Source organism: Lactobacillus sp. 3B(2020), assembly GCF_013487845.1.
In the GTDB taxonomy this organism is placed as follows: domain Bacteria; phylum Bacillota; class Bacilli; order Lactobacillales; family Lactobacillaceae; genus Limosilactobacillus; species Limosilactobacillus alvi.
Window position 1 is genome coordinate 1 of sequence record NZ_CP047410.1, and the last position, 18671, is coordinate 18671.

Annotated in this window: 15 protein-coding genes; 14 read left to right on the forward strand and 1 reads right to left on the reverse strand. The window is 41.9% G+C overall.

What is annotated here, in order from left to right:
* Both dnaA and dnaN read left to right on the forward strand, forming a co-directional pair.
* Positions 1 to 1338, forward strand: a complete 1338-nt coding sequence (dnaA, locus tag GTO83_RS00005) for a chromosomal replication initiator protein DnaA (RefSeq protein ID WP_180871090.1) — start codon at positions 1 to 3, stop codon at positions 1336 to 1338.
* Positions 1339 to 1519: 181 nt separating this feature from the next.
* The gene (dnaN, locus tag GTO83_RS00010; RefSeq protein ID WP_180871092.1) at positions 1520 to 2659 is read left to right on the forward strand and encodes a DNA polymerase III subunit beta; all 1140 of its coding nucleotides are present in this window, start codon (positions 1520 to 1522) and stop codon (positions 2657 to 2659) included.
* On the opposite strand, the gene GTO83_RS00015 is transcribed toward dnaN, so the two are convergent.
* Positions 2633 to 4393 carry an IS1182 family transposase gene (locus GTO83_RS00015; protein WP_255463128.1) on the reverse strand — a complete coding sequence of 587 codons (1761 nt, stop codon included), beginning with the start codon at positions 4391 to 4393 and terminating at the stop codon, positions 2633 to 2635. The genes dnaN and GTO83_RS00015 overlap by 27 nt on opposite strands.
* Before the next feature lie 316 nt (positions 4394 to 4709).
* Here GTO83_RS00015 and yaaA point away from each other — a divergent pair, with 316 nt between their 5' ends.
* From yaaA to GTO83_RS00075, 12 genes are all read left to right on the forward strand, one after another.
* Complete coding sequence (yaaA, locus tag GTO83_RS00020; protein ID WP_180871094.1) at positions 4710 to 4931, forward strand: S4 domain-containing protein YaaA; 222 nt, start codon at positions 4710 to 4712, stop codon at positions 4929 to 4931.
* A gap of 2 nt (positions 4932 to 4933) precedes the next feature.
* Positions 4934 to 6055, forward strand: a complete 1122-nt coding sequence (gene recF, locus GTO83_RS00025) for a DNA replication/repair protein RecF (RefSeq protein WP_180871095.1) — start codon at positions 4934 to 4936, stop codon at positions 6053 to 6055.
* A 23-nt stretch (positions 6056 to 6078) separates the two neighbouring features.
* Positions 6079 to 8031, forward strand: a complete 1953-nt coding sequence (gene gyrB / locus GTO83_RS00030; protein ID WP_180871097.1) for a DNA topoisomerase (ATP-hydrolyzing) subunit B — start codon at positions 6079 to 6081, stop codon at positions 8029 to 8031.
* A gap of 24 nt (positions 8032 to 8055) precedes the next feature.
* A complete protein-coding gene (gene gyrA, locus GTO83_RS00035) occupies positions 8056 to 10563 on the forward strand; it encodes a DNA gyrase subunit A (protein ID WP_180871099.1) in 2508 nt (835 codons plus the stop codon).
* A gap of 129 nt (positions 10564 to 10692) precedes the next feature.
* Entirely contained in the window at positions 10693 to 11595 is a 903-nt protein-coding gene (locus GTO83_RS00040; protein WP_180871100.1) for a LysR family transcriptional regulator, read from the forward strand.
* 208 nt (positions 11596 to 11803) lie between these two features.
* On the forward strand, positions 11804 to 12094 hold the full coding sequence (rpsF, locus tag GTO83_RS00045) for a 30S ribosomal protein S6 (RefSeq protein WP_180871102.1): 291 nt from the start codon (positions 11804 to 11806) through the stop codon (positions 12092 to 12094).
* A gap of 40 nt (positions 12095 to 12134) precedes the next feature.
* Positions 12135 to 12794: a single-stranded DNA-binding protein gene (gene ssb, locus GTO83_RS00050; protein WP_180871104.1), complete on the forward strand. Its 660-nt coding sequence runs from the start codon at positions 12135 to 12137 to the stop codon at positions 12792 to 12794.
* A 27-nt stretch (positions 12795 to 12821) separates the two neighbouring features.
* Positions 12822 to 13058, forward strand: coding sequence for a 30S ribosomal protein S18 (gene rpsR / locus GTO83_RS00055; protein WP_003682305.1), 237 nt, complete (start codon positions 12822 to 12824; stop codon positions 13056 to 13058).
* A gap of 385 nt (positions 13059 to 13443) precedes the next feature.
* Positions 13444 to 15441, forward strand: coding sequence for a DHH family phosphoesterase (locus GTO83_RS00060; RefSeq protein ID WP_180872072.1), 1998 nt, complete (start codon positions 13444 to 13446; stop codon positions 15439 to 15441).
* Positions 15442 to 15447: 6 nt separating this feature from the next.
* Entirely contained in the window at positions 15448 to 15900 is a 453-nt protein-coding gene (gene rplI, locus GTO83_RS00065) for a 50S ribosomal protein L9 (RefSeq protein ID WP_180871106.1), read from the forward strand.
* A 23-nt stretch (positions 15901 to 15923) separates the two neighbouring features.
* A complete protein-coding gene (gene dnaB / locus GTO83_RS00070; protein ID WP_180871108.1) occupies positions 15924 to 17339 on the forward strand; it encodes a replicative DNA helicase in 1416 nt (471 codons plus the stop codon).
* Positions 17340 to 17476: 137 nt separating this feature from the next.
* Entirely contained in the window at positions 17477 to 18661 is a 1185-nt protein-coding gene (locus GTO83_RS00075; RefSeq protein WP_180871110.1) for an MFS transporter, read from the forward strand.
* Positions 18662 to 18671 lie beyond the last annotated feature (10 nt).

Consider the following 18671-nt stretch of genomic DNA (forward strand, 5'->3'; position numbering starts at 1 on the left):
TTGACTGAGCTCTCTTCTCTTGAATCTCTTTGGGAAGCGGTCCAGAACACGTTTAAGCAGACCATTACTGGTCCAACTTATGAAAACGTTGTTGCTCCGGCAAAAGCTGATTCTCTCTCTAACCACCAATTAACCGTTGTTGTACCAACGGAATATCACCTTGATTGGTGGCAACGGAGCTTAAATACGCAGCTTAAGCACATTTTGCGGGAACAAACTGGCCAAGATATCGAACCGCGGTACGTCTTAACTAAAAACTTAATTAACAAGTCAACGACTACATCAACGACCGCCGCTACCCCAACGTTTCAAGAACAAACCCCACTCAATCCTGAGTATACTTTCGAAACTTTTGTTGAAGGGCGGAGTAATCAATTTGCCTATGCATCGGCTTACGCTGCTTCCGAACAACCGGGTGGCCTTTACAATCCCCTTTTAATCTATGGAGGAGTTGGTCTAGGAAAAACCCACTTAATGCAAGCAATTGCTAACAATATGTTGATTCATAATCCAAACGCGAAGATCAAATATGTTACTAGCGAAAACTTTATGAATGACTATATTAATTCAATTAAAAACCGGACCCAAGAAGAATTCCGGCGCGAATATCGTGACTTAGATGCCCTTTTAGTTGATGATGTGCAATTTTTAGCTTCAAAAAACGAAACTGAATTAGAATTTTTCAATACTTTCAATGTTTTGCACGATAATAGTAAACAAATTGTTTTAACTGCCGATCAAAACCCGAAAGAAATTCCAAATTTAACAGAACGGTTGGTATCCCGCTTTGTTTGGGGACTAACTGTTGAAATTACTTCCCCGGGACTAGAAACCCGGATTGCCATTCTTAACCGCAAAGCAGAAGAAGAAAATATCCAAGGCGTACCTAGTGAAGTCCTCAACTACATTGCAACTAAGATCAATACCAATGTGCGAGAGCTCGAAGGAGCTTTAATGCGGGTACGAGTATATGCCCAATTACACAACACCCCAATTACTACGGCAATTGCTGCCGAAGCCTTACAAGGAATTGGTGATGCCCCAACAACCGCCTTAACAATCGATTTAATCCAGAAAAAAGTAGCTAATTTCTACGGTATTACGCAAGCCGATATTACTGGTAAAAAACGGGTTAAAACCATTGTTATTCCGCGCCAAATTGCGATGTACCTTTCTCGTGAGTTAACTGATAATTCCCTCCCTAAAATTGGGAAAGAATTCGGTGGTAAAGACCACACAACGGTTTTACATGCAATTGATAAAATTGAAAAACAATTGCAAGCTGACTCCCAGTTACAAAATGATATTAAGAACTTAAAGGCCGCTTTAACCCCTTAAAATATCTTGGTTGTGGAAAACTCTGAATTCATCCCCAGCTTTTCCACAAATTATCCACATGCTAAATATCCTATATTCTCAACTGTTTCTTTTACTTTTCCACAGTCTCCACAGGACCTACTACTACTACTAAACTATATATATATATACATTAATATTTATTTATACTTTGGAGGAAACTATGAAATTTTCCATTAAGCGATCAGCATTTATTAATGAACTAGCAAATGTTTTACGTGCAATTTCATCAAAAACAACAATCCAAATTCTAACCGGGTTAAAGTTAGTTGCTACGGATAATGAATTAATCCTAACCGGTAGTAACTCAGATATTACAATCCAATCAACTCTTTCAACTAGCGATGGAGCTTTGGAATTAATAATCGAAGAACCAGGTGCCATTGTTTTACCTGCACGTTTCTTCAACGAAATCATCAAAAAATTGCCTGATAGTAAGGTTACGTTAGAAGTAAAAACTGGTTTTCAAGCTAATATTATTTCTGGATCCGCAGAATTTACAGTTAATGGCCAAGATGCTAACAACTACCCACACTTACCAGAAATGGAAAGCAATGAAAACGTCCAAATCGCACCAGATTTACTTCGCGAAGTAATTGATCAAACTCGGATTGCCGTTTCTAAACAAGAAAGTAGACCAATTTTAACGGGAATCCATGTTCTACTTACGAGTAATCAATTAACGGCAATTGCGACAGATAGCCACCGTTTAGCTCAACGCAAAGTAACCTTACCAGAAACGGTTGAAGTACCAGCCGATGTGGTTGTTCCAGGGACTAGTATGACTGAACTAGCACGGATGATCGTTGATCAAAATGAGGCCATTGAATTACAAATCGCTGAAAACATGGTACTTTTTAAATTTGGCCATACTTTGTTCTATTCACGGCTATTAGAAGGGAATTATCCCGAAACGAGTCGGCTAATTCCAGACACTTCAACCACTGATCTTGAAATTGATGCCACCACGCTATTAAATGCTATTTCACGGGCATCTTTACTTTCTCATGAAGGTCGGAATAATGTGATAAAACTCACTCTAAATCCAGAACAAAAATTAGTTAAAATTAGTGGTGACTCGGCTGATGTTGGGAATGTTGAAGAGGAATTAACATTTGAAAGCCTCGATGGTGATGAACTGGCAATTTCATTTAACCCAGATTACATGGGAGATGCATTGAAGTCATTTGGTGGAATCAAAGTTAAGTTAGCTTTTAATTCACCACTTCGGCCATTTACTTTGGTTCCAGCAGATGATGAAGTTAACTTCGTGCAATTAATTACCCCAGTTCGGACATTCTAAATTAGGGTAGGTCGTAGTTGCTGAATAACCTTCGGAGATGAAAGAGGGAGGCTGGGAATTAACTATTAATTTTTGCCCCTCTAACATTAAAATCCGGACTATAATTTTTGCCTTGATCAAAAATTGTAGTCCGGATTTTCGATTATTTATGAAATTGGCCCTCCATCGGTTAATTAATTGTCCCAATTTCGTTATGTTTAATGTCATCAGGGCCAGGCCAATGTCATTTTCCACAGCCCGTTGACCACGCAAGTGAGTTCGGCGTATGCCAAAATCCCTCTTCATGTGACCAAAGACTGGCTCAACGTCGAACTTCCGTCGACGATAAATCGCCTTACCTTCGTCACTTGAGAGGGTCGCTTTCACTTTTGCTTTGTAATAATTCCAGGTCGGGTTAACCTTCATATAACGTTGCCGACCACCTGGTGTTTTCGTTAATTTATCCAATTGCGCTGACGGCTGGTGCTTATCTGCCCGATAGATTTTAAAATCACGTTTGAAACCATATTTATCGATTTGCTCACTATACCGATAAAAGCTAAAACGAACCCCTAAATGATCAATATAGTAATCATCTTCGGCGTTATACTGCCAATTTTGTGAGTTAGTTGGGTCGTTTTTAAACTTGCGCTTCTGTTCCTTTTGATAAGTTGTATAGGGAATAATAGGTTGCTTTTCAAACTGATCAAGAATCGTTGTGTAATTGTATTCACTACCATAACCTGCATCAGCGACGATATGTTTAAAGAAGCCTAAGGCATGAAATTGCTTAAGAAATGGCACTAAAGTCCTTGTATCAGTTGGGTTTGAAAATAATCCGTAATCAAGAACAAATTGCTTATGAGTGGCAATTTGTAAGTTATAGCCAGGTTTCAATTCCCGATTCATCATCGGATCTTCTTTCATACACATAAAAGTCGCATCATGATCAGTCTTGGAGTAGCTATTGCGACCTTGGAAGATATCTTCGGCATGTTCATACTTTTGGGCACGAGGAATTAAGTCGTTGCTTAGCTGGTGGCGAAGTTTTTTTAGGAAACGACGACGCCGTTTCCTAACTGAACCACCTTTGATGATTTTGGGTTCTTGCTCAATCTCTTCATCTAATTTAGTGATTTGCTCTCCGAGTTCTTGTTCCATTGTTTTCATGCCTTCGGCAGAAGTGACCAGCTCTGGCGCCATTTCTTGCACCACTCGTTTTTCCACTAATTCCTCATAAATCTTACTTGTCTTTTCCCTTAACTTAGCGTGGTACTTTTCCACTGCACGACGCCAAGTAAATGAATATTTATTGGCATCAGCTTCGACCTTGGTTCCATCAATAAAAACTGCATCATTTTGAATTAGGCCGTGATCTGTTAAAGCCATGGTAAAGTAGACAAAAGCACGCTTGATCAGATTACTAGCGTGCTGACTGCTCCGAAAGTTATTGATGGTGTGGTAACTATAAGTATAGTCATGGGCTAACCAACGCATTGGTAGACTCTCATCCAACATCATTTCAATCTTTCTTCCAGAATAGGTTTGACGCGAGTAGGCAAACAAGAGGATCTTAAGCATAATTGCTGGATGCGATGCAGGGCGGCCAGTAGCCGCCACCGACTCTTCCAATAGAACCTCCTGTGGAATTGAGTCGACAAATGCACTAATTAGTCGCGCAATATGGTTCTTTGGTAAATCATAGTTATAGTTTAGTACGAATTCGGTTTGCCCTATGGTATAATTTTGATACATGGAAATCGCTCCTTTTTGTTTGTTTTCGTGATAATTACATCATATCAGGAGCAACTTCCTGTGTACATAAAAACCGGATGATGAATTGTTTAAGAAATTCATCATCCGGTTTTTACTTTGGACTAGGAGTTTTTTCCCAGCCTCCCCCTTTTTCATCAAACGATTTTAAATGTAGCTACGGCCGTTTTACATCACTAAAGGCAAAAATCATTCAACCACCAAAAAATAGCTGAGAAGCGCTTAAAACGGTCATATATTTGTATTTGCCCCTTAAAACGGCTATAATGTAAAGGTGTTTAAAGTGTAGGTGAAAAGATTGGAAAAAGAAGTAACATTTAAGATTGATCGTCCATTTATTACCCTTGGTCAACTGCTTAAGGAAGAGGGGATTATCCCAACGGGCGGTGCAGCAAAATGGTTTTTAAAAGAGCAGACAGTTACTGTGAATGGTCAACCGGAAGACCGGCGGGGGAAAAAGTTATATCCTGAGGACGAAGTTATAGTAACTGGGATTAGAAAAATTATAATTTTGGGTTAGCAATGCTACTAAAGGAAATGGAACTTCGGCACTTCCGAAATTATGATCATTTGGAAGTGACCTTTACCCCTGGAGTAAATGTCTTAATTGGTGAAAACGCTCAGGGTAAGACCAACCTTTTAGAAGCAATTCACTATTTAGCGTTAGTCCGAAGCCATCGGACAAATAAGGATAAAGAATTGGTAGAGTGGCACGCTCAAAATGCAATTCTTAAGGGCAAAGTTGAGCGGCAAACGGGGACGATTCCCCTTGAAATTCAGCTTGGTAAAGGGGGAAAACAGGTTAAAGTAAATCATCTTCCCCAAAGCCGGCTTTCAACTTATATCGGAAATTTAAACGTCGTCTTATTTGCTCCTGAAGATTTGGCTTTAGTAAAAGGGGCGCCAGCCTTGCGACGACAATTTATGAATGTCGAGTTTGGCCAGATAAGTAGTCGTTATTTATATAACTTAAGCCACTTTAACGATGCTCTTTATCAACGAAATCAGTATTTAAAGCAATTGAGAAGTCGGCAAGCTACCGACCGGATTCTTTTAGAAGTTTTGTCCGACCAGTTGGCGACTTTTGGTAGTGAAGTAACTGCAATTCGTTATCGATTGGTGAAGCGATTAGAACAGTGGGCCCAACCGCTTCACGAAGAAATCTCGCAACAAAAAGAAAAATTACAGCTGAAATATGTTAGTTCATTAATGATTGACGATCAAAGTGAGGTTGCAGACTTACAAGAGCAACTCCAAACATTATTGCGAATAAACATTGAAAAGGAGATTGCCGCTGGAACTACCTTAGTTGGTCCTCAACGTGATGATCTGCATTTTTTAGTTAACGACAATAACGTTCAACATTTTGGTTCCCAAGGACAACAAAGAACAACGGCACTAGCGGTTAAATTAGCCGAAATTGACTTAATGCAGGAACAGACCGGCGAATATCCCCTTTTGCTTCTGGATGACGTTCTTTCGGAATTAGATAATGATCGGCAGACTCATTTATTAACGGCAATTCAAGATAAGGTTCAGACATTTTTAACGACAACGAGTTTGAGTGGGGTTGCGCGACAATTAATTAAAGCGCCAACGATTTATCAAATTCATCATGGTCAATTGTCTACAGTTGCAAATTAGTGCATGGATAGGGAGGAAACAGCGTGAGTCAAGAAGAATTAGCAGAAAAAAAGGCCGAATTAGCAAGTGAATATGATGCTAGTCAAATTCAAGTTCTGAAGGGACTAGAAGCTGTTCGAAAACGGCCGGGGATGTATATTGGATCAACGACAGTTCAGGGTTTGCATCATCTTGTTTGGGAAATTGTCGATAATGGAATCGATGAAGCCTTGGCTGGCTTTTGTGATGAAATTAATGTCATCGTTGAACCTGATAATAGCATTACCGTAGCTGATAATGGTCGAGGAATTCCGGTTGATATTCAAAAGGAAACGGGGAAACCCGCTCTTGAAACCGTCTTTACGGTTCTTCATGCTGGCGGTAAGTTTGGTAACGGTGGTTATAAGGTTTCTGGGGGTCTCCACGGGGTTGGGGCTTCAGTTGTTAATGCCCTTTCAACGGAACTTGACGTTACGGTTACCCGGCAGGGTAAACGGTACCAAATGGACTTTAAGCGGGGCCATGTTAACCATCCAATGAAGATAGTGGCAGAAGGCCTTCCGGAAACCGAGCATGGGACGGTAGTTCACTTTAAGCCAGATCCGGACGTTTTCAAGGAAACAACTGTTTATAATATTAAAACCTTAACAGATCGGATTCGGGAACTTGCCTTTTTGAATAAGGGCCTGAAGATCACGATTGAGGATAAGCGGCCAGCTGAATCAACGAAGGATGAATTTCACTATGAAGGTGGAATTCGACATTATGTTGAATATTTGGATGAAGGCCATGATGTCCTTTTTGATCCTCCAATTTACGTTGAAGGAACTAGCAATGGGATCACGGTTGAAGTTTCCTTGCAATACACCGATGATTACCGAAATAATCTCCTGACCTTTACTAACAATATCCATACCTATGAAGGTGGGAGCCACGAAACTGGTTTTAAGACCGCTTTAACGCGGGTGATTAACGACTATGGGAAAAAGTCTGGTCAGCTGAAGGGAAATAACGCCACTCTTTCTGGGGATGATGTTCGAGAAGGTTTGACGGCGGTTGTTTCAATTAAGCATCCAAACCCGCAATTTGAAGGACAAACCAAGACCAAGTTAAGTAACTCGGATGCAAGGACGGCAACCGATCGAATTTTTAGTGAAACTATGACCCGGTTTATGATGGAAAATCCGGAAGTTGCTCACAAGATTGTTGATAAAGGGTTGCTAGCTTCTAAAGCCCGGGTAGCAGCTAAGCGGGCTCGAGAAGTTACCCGGAAAAAGAGTGGGTTGGAAATCTCTAACTTACCGGGGAAACTTGCGGACAACACTAGTAAAGATCCCAATATCTCGGAATTATTTATTGTCGAAGGGGACTCTGCTGGTGGGAGTGCTAAGCAGGGGCGTTCCCGGTTAACTCAAGCAATTTTGCCAATTCGGGGGAAGATTTTAAACGTCGAAAAGGCTAGCTTAAACCGGGTGCTTGCTAATGATGAAATTCGGTCCCTCTTTACGGCCCTTGGAACGGGCTTCGGGGAAGACTTTGATGTTTCAAAGGCTAACTACCACAAGTTGATTATTATGACGGATGCCGATGTCGATGGGGCACACATTCGGACCCTTTTACTAACCCTCTTCTATCGGTTTATGCGGCCAATGATTGAAAATGGATACGTTTATATAGCTCAACCACCGCTATACCAAGTTCGGCAAGGTAAGTTTGTGAAGTACATTGATTCGGATGAAGAATTAGAGCAGGTTGTAAATTCGCTTCAGCCAAGTCCAAAACCTGTTATCCAACGCTACAAGGGGCTTGGTGAAATGGACGCTGAACAACTTTGGGAAACGACGATGGACCCAGAAAAACGGCGATTATTACGAGTTAAGCTTGATGATGCCAAAGCAGCCGATGAAATTTTCCAAATGCTGATGGGAACCAAAGTTGGTCCGCGGCGGGAATTCATCGAAAAAAACGCCACCTTTGTTAAGAACTTAGACCTGTAAGCAACGAGAAGAGGAGGATGAATAGTGGCACAAGAAGATTTGCCAAACCGGATTACTGACGTCAATCTAACGAGCCAGATGCGGAATTCCTTTTTGGATTACGCAATGAGCGTGATTGTTTCCCGGGCTTTACCAGATGTTCGGGATGGGTTAAAGCCTGTACAACGGCGGATCCTATACGGAATGAATGAACTTGGGGTAACTCCTGATAAGCCATATAAGAAGTCAGCCCGGATTGTTGGGGATGTCATGGGGAAATTCCACCCTCACGGTGATTCTTCGATTTATGAAGGACTTGTCCGGATGGCCCAAGATTTTTCCTACCGTTACATGCTAGTTGACGGGCATGGTAACTTTGGTTCTGTTGATGGTGACGGAGCAGCTGCCATGCGGTATACCGAAGCTAAGATGAGTAAAATCGCCGTTGAAATGTTGCGGGATATCAATAAGGATACGGTTGATTTTCAAGATAACTATGATGGAACGGAAAAAGAACCACAAGTCTTACCTTCTCGCTTTCCAAACCTTTTAGTAAATGGGGCTTCTGGAATTGCGGTTGGGATGGCGACCAATATTCCAACCCATAATTTAGGGGAAGTCATTAGTGCTTTACACGTTTTAATGGATAATCCTAATGCTACGACTGAAGACTTGATGAAAGTCTTGCCAGGTCCAGACTTTCCAACTGGTGGGGTTGTAATGGGCAAGGCCGGAATTCGGAAAGCTTACGAAACCGGGCAAGGATCAATCGTCGTACGAGCCAAGGTTGAAATTGAAGAAGCCAAGAATGGCCGTCAACGGATCGTGGTTCATGAAATTCCGTACATGGTTAATAAGGCCAAGTTAATCGAGCGGATTGCTAGTTTAGCTCGGGAAAAAGAAATCGATGGGATCACCGACGTCAATGATGAAACTGACCGGGAAGGGATGCGAATTGTTATTGATGTGCGGCGTGATGCTAGTGCGGAGGTCATTTTAAATAACCTTTACAAGATGACCTTGATGCAAACGACCTTCAACTTTAACATGTTAGCAATCGTTAATGGGGCACCAAAGATCCTGAGCTTAAAGGAAATCTTGCAATACTACTTAGCTCACCAAGAAGAAGTGGTTCGGCGGCGGACCGAGTTCGACTTAAAGAAAGCCCAGAGTCGGTTGCACATTGTCGAAGGGCTGCGAATTGCCCTTGATCACATTGATGAAATCATCAAGATTATTCGGCAATCAGAAACTAGTGAGTTAGCCAAAGAGCAATTGATGAATAACTATGGTCTTTCAGATCGGCAAGCTCAAGCCATTCTTGATATGCGGTTAGTTCGGTTAACCGGTTTGGAACGAGAAAAAATCGAAGCTGAGTACAAGAAGCTAGTGGACGCTATCGCTGATTACAAGGACATTTTGGCCCATGCTGAACGGATTCATGCCATTATTTACGATGAATTATTAGAAATTCAAAAGCGGTTTGGGGATCCTCGGCGGACAGAACTTCAAGTTGGCGATATTACTAACTTAGAAGATGAAGACTTGATCGAAGAAGAAGGGATTGTGGTTACCTTAACCCATAATGGCTATATTAAGCGGTTGCCGGTTGATGAATTTAAGTCCCAACACCGTGGTGGTCGTGGTGTTAAGGGAATGGGGGTTCATAATGATGATTTCATTGAACAACTCATCACTAGTTCAACTCATGATAAGCTACTCTTCTTCACGAATACTGGGAAAGTCTTTGCAATGAAGGGATATGAGGTACCAGAATATGGTCGCTCAGCCCAAGGAATTCCAGTAATTAACTTATTGGGAATTGACGGGGATGAAAAAATTACTGCTGTGATCAATGTGGAACGGAATGAGGACCATGGCGAACAAGATCTGTTCTTTGCAACGAAGCAAGGGGTTGTAAAACGGACAGCGGTTAATGAGTTTGCAAATATCCGGAGTAACGGTTTGAAGGCCTTGAACTTACATGAAGCCGACGAATTGATTGCGGTCGATATTATTGATCACGATCAAAATATGATTTTAGGAACCCATCTTGGTTATGCAGTTAGTTTTCCAGCCTCAGCGGTGCGGTCGATGGGGCGGTCAGCTGCCGGGGTTCGTGGAGCCCGGCTTCGAGAAGGCGACTACTTGATTGGAGCGGCCCCATTAAATGCTAATAGTCATGTTTTAGTTATCTGTGAAAATGGATATGGTAAACAAACACCGGCAAGCGAATATCCAATTAAGGGTCGTGGTACCATGGGGATTAAGACCGTCAATGTTACCGCAAAGAATGGTCCTTTGGTTGGTTTAACCACCGTTAACGAAGATAAAGATATCATGTTAGTAACTGATAAAGGAGTTATCATTCGCTTTGGAGTCGAAACAGTTTCGGAAACTGGCCGTTCTACAATGGGTGTCCGGTTAATTAAGATGACTGATGACTCGAAGGTGGCCACAATGGCGACTGTTGATAAAGAGGATGATGAAACTGATGAAGATGAATCATCAGAGTCAGTAACGGAAGCAGTAACCGAAAAGCCGAAAGATTAATAATTAAAATGAGACGTTAGGTAGGAGAATTCTTACCGGACGTCTTTTTTGATATGATAAAATATTGACAATTATAAAATTCATCGTTTTTGGTTTAAGATGAATATAACTTACGGAAAGGAGAAGGAAATGGCCCAATTTCCATATCAGATTTTTGCGACCGTAGTTGAAACGGGGAGCTTTGCTAAGGCGGCCGCAAAGTTAAATGTTACGCCAAGTGCAGTTAGTCATGCAGTAAGTCAGTTAGAGCGGGAATTTGGCTTTCCGATCTTTTATCGAGCGCGGGCTGGAGTAACCCTAACGGCAGATGGGGCCCAATTATTACCCTACATTGAAGAAATTTTAAGCTTGGAAATGAATCTATCCCAACGAGTCGAACAGATTCGGGGAGTTAACGCTGGTCAAATTCGAATTGGTGCCTTCAGTAGTATTTGCGTTAGTTGGTTACCTAAAATTATTCAGCAATTTAAGGAGCAATATCCAGCCATTGAAGTTAAGATCATTCAAGGTGACTTTAATGAGATCGCTCATCAGACCCAATTAGGCGAACTCGATCTGGGGTTTACCGCCATGCCGGTTTCGGAAAAAGTAACGGTTTACCCATTAATTAATGATCCAATCTATTGTGTAACTCCCGCTGATTTTACGCCGGCTAATGGAGCCACAATTACAGAAAAAGATGTAGCTGGGCAAAAGTTTATTTTGCAACAAATTGACTATGATCGGGATACCAAACTTGTCCTAGATTATTACCGAGTGACCCAAAATTCTTTAACTTTTTCGATCGATGACCAATCAATTTTAGCCATGGTTGAAGCAAAATTAGGTTTTGGGGTGTTACCTAAGTTAGCTTTACAAAAATTAACAGGGCCGGTTAAGATCTATCGCTTCGAAAAAGAATTTCAACGGCACTTAGCACTAGTTGCCAATCGAACCCAAGAAAAAGCACCGGCAACGCAAAAAATGGTAACTTTAATCCATGATTTTTTAGCTAATGAATACGGTGATCAATTAATTTGGCAAAAAAAATAAGATAAAAAATGTAAATTGCAAAAAATTACGTATATATATAATAGGGACCGCAACCCTAGATCACGAAAGTCAATTGTTTTTGAAACTTGTGATTTTTTGAGATTTATGCTAACATATTTGCTTGTGAGTATACGTAATTCGTCTACTCTCCTTGTTCCTTCTAAATTTGTAGGGGAGGAACCAGAGTCCATAAGGAGGTGTAACATTCATGGAAACACGCAAATATGAAATTACTTACATCATTCGTCCTGATATCGAAGAATCAGCTAAGGCAGAATTAGTTGCTCGCTTCGACAAGATTTTGGCGGACAATGGTGCTACGGTCGTTGATTCAAAGGACTGGGATACGCGGCGTTTTGCTTACCCAATCGCTAAGTACACTGAAGGTACTTACCACGTGGTAAACGTTGAAGCTGACTCAGATGAAGCTTTGAATGAATTCAGCCGTTTGGCTAAGTTTAGCGACGACATTCTGCGTCACATGATTGTTAAGCGCTAGGCTTAACCAATCGTTAAAAATGAGAGGAGTGCGATAACCCATGTTAAATCGTGTAGTATTAACTGGACGACTTACTCGGGATCCAGAGTTGCGGTACACTGGAAGCGGCACGGCAGTTTGTTCATTTACGGTTGCAGTTGACCGGCAATTTCGGAATCAACAAGGTAACCGAGAAGCGGACTTTATTAACTGTGTCATCTGGCGGAAGTCAGCGGAAAATTTCGCTAATTTCACGCACAAGGGAGCAATGGTCGGGATTGACGGCCGGCTTTCAACGCGAAATTACGAAAATAATCAAGGTCAACGGGTATATGTGACCGAAGTTACCGTTGACAACTTCGCGCTCTTAGAACCACGAAATGCTAGCCAAGGAAATCAAGGTAACTTTAACCAAAATAATAATGGCGGTTTTGGTAACCAAGGTTTTAACAACCAAAATGCTTTTGGTGGCAACAATGGTTTTGGAGCTCCTCAACAACCCGCAAATAATAACGCCTTTGGCGGAAACAACGGCGGGGTTTTTGATCAAAATAATTCGGTTGATCTCGGTTCCTTACCATTTGGCAACGATGATTCTGATGCTGATAGTGGTCAAGTGAATATCGACGATCAGAGTGCAATGAGCACGGACCAAAAAAAGCCGTCATCCGATCAAGATGATCAAGGTGATCATCCTTCAATCGATGATGTTCCATTCTAATTAATATTAATAAGGGAGGTAAATTTCATGGCTCAACAACGTCGTGGTGGCCGTCGTCGCCGTAAGGTTGACTTCATCGCCGCAAACCACATTGAATACATCGACTACAAAGATACTGATTTATTGCGTCGCTTTATCTCTGAACGGGGTAAGATTTTACCACGTCGGGTAACTGGGACGAGCGCTAAGAACCAACGTCGGCTTACGATTGCAATCAAGCGGGCTCGGATTATGGGCTTGTTACCATTCGTAGCAGAAGACTAATCTGCGTTAATTAAATTGGGGAAAAACTTTTCAAAGGCTTGGTCATCATAAACAGGCCGGAGTTTTAACCTAAGTTTCTGAAGAATATTCAGAAACACGACAGAGGTTGGGGCTGGGAAGAAACTCATGTTTCTTCCTAGCCCCTTTTTTATCTCCGAATGTTACTCAGTAACTAAGGTCAAAAAGCACGGCCTTAGCGGATAAGTGCGAACGAAAGGCCGATTCTGATGAATCAACCTTCGTCCTTCTTATCCCAACCAGGCCGTCAAGGAGCTTTTTTCCCAACCTCAACCTCTTTTTGCATTTCACGTCGCTTTTATTGATGGTAAGATAGTAGTAATAGTTTTCGGTTAAGGGAGGTGATCGTTTGCGCTGGATAAAAGCAATGCAACTAACAAAAATAATTCGCCATCGCCGGGTCGGCTGGACTTTTGGTGCCTTAATTGTGCTTGTTTTTCTTGGGGTTGCGAGTGCTTTTACAGTTAATTGGCGGTGGGGGATTGTTGCCCTTATTTTGGCAGGTAGCGCCTTTTTGATTAGTCTAGTTCAATTACGGGACCTCATTGCGGATACAGAAAGCTACGTTAATGATTTATCCTATCAAATTCAGCGGGGCCAGCAAGAAGCCCTCTTGGAAATGCCGATAGGGTTGGTCATGCTAGATGAGCAAGGTATCGTTAAATGGATTAATCCATACATGGCAAAGTATTTCTTGCTTCGGTTAGTGGTTGGCCAACCGTTAGCAGAAGTAGATGCGGCATTGGCTGAACTAGTTGAAAAAAATAAAGATGCCAAAGTACCAGTTGTTGTTACTTGGCAAGATCAAAAGTTTGAATTTCTGTATCAAACGCGCTATCATACGCTCTACTTGCTTAATGTAACTCGTTATGAACAAATAAACCAACGGTATCATGATGAACAATTATTCATTGGAAATATCTACTTGGATAATTATATTGAATTAACCCAGGGAATGAGTGATCCGGCGGTTTCAAATTTGCATAATTATGTAACTTCAGAGCTCAGTAAATGGGCGGCCAAGCACGAATTGTTACTAAAAGTAATCGATGATGATAATTATCTTTTGCTAGGGCATCAACGATCATTAGTTGAACTTGAAAAAGAGAAGTTCAAGGTGCTTGATACGATTCGGGAAAATACGTCTAAGATGAATTCGCCAGTTACCTTAAGTGTGGGGATTGCGGATGGTAATGCAAATCTAATTAAATTAGCAGATACGGCGCAGAGCAACCTCGACCTTGCGCTGGGACGGGGTGGCGATCAAGTCGTAGTAAGAGCCCAAGATCAACCAGCTCGTTTTTACGGTGGTAAGACTAATCCGATGGAAAAGCGGACCCGAGTTCGGGCGCGGATGATTTCTCAAGCCCTTCAAGAATTAATGTTAGGGGCCGATCAGGTATTTGTGGTTGGTCACCTTAAGCCAGATATGGATTCAATGGGAGCTTGTTTAGGAATTCGCCGTATTAGCGAAATGAATGATAAGCAATGCTACGTAGTGCTTGATCAAGAGAATTTGCATACTGATATTGAACGGTTAATGGCACAAGTTCATAATTACCAGAGTATTGCCGAACACATAATTACTCCGGAACGGGCCCAAGAAATGGCAACCGATCAAAGCTTGTTGGTGATGGTTGATCATTCAAAAGTGTCAATGTCGATGGCCCCCAAGTTATATGACCGTTTGAAGAATCGGACAGTGATTATTGATCACCACCGGCGGGGCGAAGAATTTCCAGAAAATCCGCTTTTGGTTTATATTGAACCGTACGCTTCCTCAACTTGTGAATTGATTACTGAAATGTTTGAGTATCAACCACGAGAAAGTAAGGCTCTGAATAAACTTGAAGCGACAGTTATGCTCACGGGGATTCAAATTGATACTAAGTCCTTTACCCACAATGCAGGGACGCGGACCTATGATGCTGCTTCTTATCTCCGATCGGCAGGGGCCGATGGGACTTTGATTCAGGCCTTCATGAAAGAGAACTTAACGAATTTCATGGAGCGTAATCACTTAATTTCAAATGCTAGCTTCATTGATGATAAAATAGCGATGTGTATCGGTGAAGACGATCGCTTTTATGACCCAGTCACAGCAGCCCAGGCAGCAGATATGCTGTTAAGTGTTGAAGGGATTGAAGCTTCCTTTGTTATTTCCCGGCGGAATAGTGAAGTGGTTGGGATTTCAGCTCGCTCAACTGGAAGCTTTAATGTTCAATTAATAATGGAAAAAATGGGTGGTGGTGGCCACTTGGACAATGCAGCAGTCCAGATTAAGGGTCAAACCACCGAGGCGGTCGCTGATCAATTAAAAGCAATTGTGCAACCACAAAAGACGGTTGACGCACAAAAGGAGTGAACAAGGATGAAGGTAATTTTTGTTGAAGATGTACGTGGACGTGGTAAGCGGGGCGAAGTGAAGAATGTTCCGGATGGGTACGCTCAAAACTACTTAATTCCGCGGGGCTTAGCTAAGCAAGCAACGAAGAAGGCTATGAGTGAATTAGCTGGTCAAGAACGTTCAAAAGAAAAGCATGCTGCTGAAGAATTAGCAGAAGCAAAACGCATTAAGACTATCTTAGAAGCTGATGATACGGTAGTTGAATTGAAAGGTAAGGCCGGAAGTGATGGTCGGATGTTTGGATCAATTTCAACGAAGCAAATCGCAACAGCACTGGAAAGTCAATACAACGTTAAGGTTAATAAGCGCAAGCTTGAACTAGCTGCACCAATTAAGGCGTTGGGCTACGTTACGGTAACGGTTAAGCTTCACCATGATGTTGAAGCTAAGATGCGGGTTCACGTTGTTGAAAAGTAAGGTTTTAAGCGGGGGTCGGATTGATGGATAATGCATCAATTACACGGACACCACCGCGTGACCTTGAAGCCGAACGGGCGGTTTTGGGGGCGATCTTTTTAGCAAAGGATGCCATTGTTACTGCGATGGAATATGTCCAACCAGAAGATTTTTACACTCGTGCTCACCAGATTATCTTTGCAGCGATGGTTAAATTGAACGACCAAGATGTTCCGATCGATGTCGTTTCAATGAAAAATGAACTGGATAAAGAAAAACAAACGGCTAATATCGGGGGAATTGAGTATCTCGCTAAATTGGCAGCAGCGCCCCCGACCGCAGCGGACGTTGGTTCATACGCTAAGTTAGTCAAGGATAAGGCGGTTGCCCGGCGTTTAATTGAAACTGCTGACCGCATTGCTGCCAAGGGGTACGAAGACAGTGAAGACTTAACAAACCTCTTGGATGATGCTGAACGGTCAATCTTAAATGTGGCGGAAAGCAATAACAATTCCGAAATGCAACGGATGCGGGACCTTTTAGGGGTTTCGGCTAATCATATTTATGAGTTGTCAAAACAAAAGACCGATGTAACTGGGTTAGCCATGGGGTATCCCCAGCTAGACCGGATGACAACGGGACTGCATGCGGATGAGTTGGTGATTCTTGCTGCCCGGCCAGCCATGGGGAAAACAGCCTTCGCTTTAAATATTGCTCAAAATGTGGCGGTTAAAACGAACACAACGGTAGCAATTTTTAGTCTGGAAATGGGAGCAGAATCATTAGTTAACCGGATGATTTGTGCTGAAGGTAGTATTAATGCTAACCACCTACGGACTGGAAAATTAAGTACTGATGAATGGGATAGCTTTTGGATGGCTTCAAAGACGCTTTCTGATGCGGATATTTATATCGATGATACGCCGGGAATTCGGGTCCCAGAAATTCGGGCTAAGTGTCGGCGTTTAGCAAAGAAAACGGGTCATTTAGGTTTAATCGTAATTGATTACTTACAATTAATTGAAGGTGGCAATGCCGAAAGTCGGCAACAAGAAGTTTCCGAAATTTCTCGACAACTAAAGAAGTTAGCTAAGGAATTATCTTGTCCGGTAATTGCCCTGTCACAATTATCTCGGGGAGTTGAACAACGACAAGATAAGCGACCAGTCCTTTCAGATATTCGGGAATCCGGATCAATCGAACAGGATGCTGATATTGTTAGTTTCTTGTATCGGGATGATTACTATACCCGGGAAGAAGGACAGGAACAACAAGCGGGACCAGCGCCACAACCACCAACTAATGCACCAGAAGGTGGTCAAGAAGACGATGTTCCAAGTCTGAGTGAAGTTGAAGTGATTATTGAAAAAAATCGGTCAGGTCCACGGGGAACGGTCCGGTTACTTTTCAATAAAACGTATAATAAATTTGCCTCAATTGATTATGAACATGAGGCTTAGAATAAGGATTGATTGAAAGAGGTTGGGAAAAAAGCTCCTTTCCTGTGTTTCAGTTAATCAATATTATAGGGAGTGGGAAATTTAAAGATCCCGCTCCCTTCCTTTTGCAAAAAATATTTAGGGAGGAGGCATCGATAGTGAAGAGAAGAGAATTGAAGCTACAATGGTTATTATTAGGGGCTTTTTTAACTAGCTTTGGCAATAGTTTCGTTTGGCCTTTAACAACGGTTTACATTCATGATCAACTCCATCAATCCTTGACGGTTTCTGGATTAGTATTAATGTTTTTCTCGGGCGCAAATGTCTTAGGAAGTGTGTTAGCCGGGAGCTTTTTTGATCGGTTTCGGCCGCGAAGATTGATGGCAGGTGGTTTGGTAGCGGCAATCATTACAATGATCGCAATGACCTTTCAGAATGGTTGGCCAGCTTACCCCTTTCTATTAACCTTAGTGGGTTTTTTTAATGGTTGGTTATTGACTTTGTTAAACTCATTTGGGACCCGGTTGCGAGGGCACGATGGGCGGTTTATTTTCAATATGTTGTACTTCTTCAATAATTTGGGGATGGTATTTGGGACAACGATTGTAGGACCAATTTATGAATTTGCTCATCATCACGTGGGCCCATTATTTGTAATTACGGCGGTCTTATATGCCTTATTCTTGGGTGTGGTTTTACGATACTATCAACTACCAAAAGTTAATACTGAAAAAATTAGCCATCATCAAGCTCCAAGTCGACTACCAAAGGCTAATGTAGAAGTCATCTGGACCTTGTGCTTAGCTTTAATGATTACTTGGCTGGTTTATGTTCAATGGTCTAGTAATATGTCGGTTTATATTACTGGAAAAGGGATTTCAATGTCCTTATACAGTCTCTTGTGGACGCTGAATGGTTTATTGGTGATCTCCTTTCAGTTGGTGATTAATTGGCTGAATCGTTGGATCAAAAATGACTATCACTATGTTTACTTTGGGCTGACGACGATTGCCCTTTCGTTTGGGATCCTTCTAATTGCGGATAATTACTGGTGGTTTGTTTTGGGAATGATTATTCTAACACTTGGTGAAACAACGGCCTTTCCAATGATTCCAGCAATTGTAAACCAATTGACGCCCTTAAATGAGAAGGGGCGATACCAAGGAATTTTAAATGCCCTAATTGCGGTTGGCAAAGCGATTGGTCCTTTAGCTGGCGGAATGGTAATTGAACAGTTAAGCTACCTCCCCTTGTTTGAAATTTGTATGGGCGTTGGGCTATTAGTAACGATAGTGGTTACGGTGGTAACTCATCATCGGCAATCACAGGTAATTCATTATTAGAAGGGATACA

What these genes read in the sequence shown, in the direction of transcription:
- dnaN (WP_180871092.1), top strand. Translation starts at nt 1,520, where the DNA reads ATGAAATTTTCCATTAAGCGATCAGCATTTATTAATGAACTAGCAAAT.
- GTO83_RS00015 (WP_255463128.1), bottom strand. Translation starts at nt 4,393, where the DNA reads ATGTATCAAAATTATACCATAGGGCAAACCGAATTCGTACTAAACTAT.
- recF (WP_180871095.1), top strand. Translation starts at nt 4,934, where the DNA reads ATGCTACTAAAGGAAATGGAACTTCGGCACTTCCGAAATTATGATCAT.
- GTO83_RS00040 (WP_180871100.1), top strand. Translation starts at nt 10,693, where the DNA reads ATGGCCCAATTTCCATATCAGATTTTTGCGACCGTAGTTGAAACGGGG.
- rpsF (WP_180871102.1), top strand. Translation starts at nt 11,804, where the DNA reads ATGGAAACACGCAAATATGAAATTACTTACATCATTCGTCCTGATATC.
- ssb (WP_180871104.1), top strand. Translation starts at nt 12,135, where the DNA reads ATGTTAAATCGTGTAGTATTAACTGGACGACTTACTCGGGATCCAGAG.
- rpsR (WP_003682305.1), top strand. Translation starts at nt 12,822, where the DNA reads ATGGCTCAACAACGTCGTGGTGGCCGTCGTCGCCGTAAGGTTGACTTC.
- GTO83_RS00060 (WP_180872072.1), top strand. Translation starts at nt 13,444, where the DNA reads ATGCAACTAACAAAAATAATTCGCCATCGCCGGGTCGGCTGGACTTTT.
- rplI (WP_180871106.1), top strand. Translation starts at nt 15,448, where the DNA reads ATGAAGGTAATTTTTGTTGAAGATGTACGTGGACGTGGTAAGCGGGGC.
- dnaB (WP_180871108.1), top strand. Translation starts at nt 15,924, where the DNA reads ATGGATAATGCATCAATTACACGGACACCACCGCGTGACCTTGAAGCC.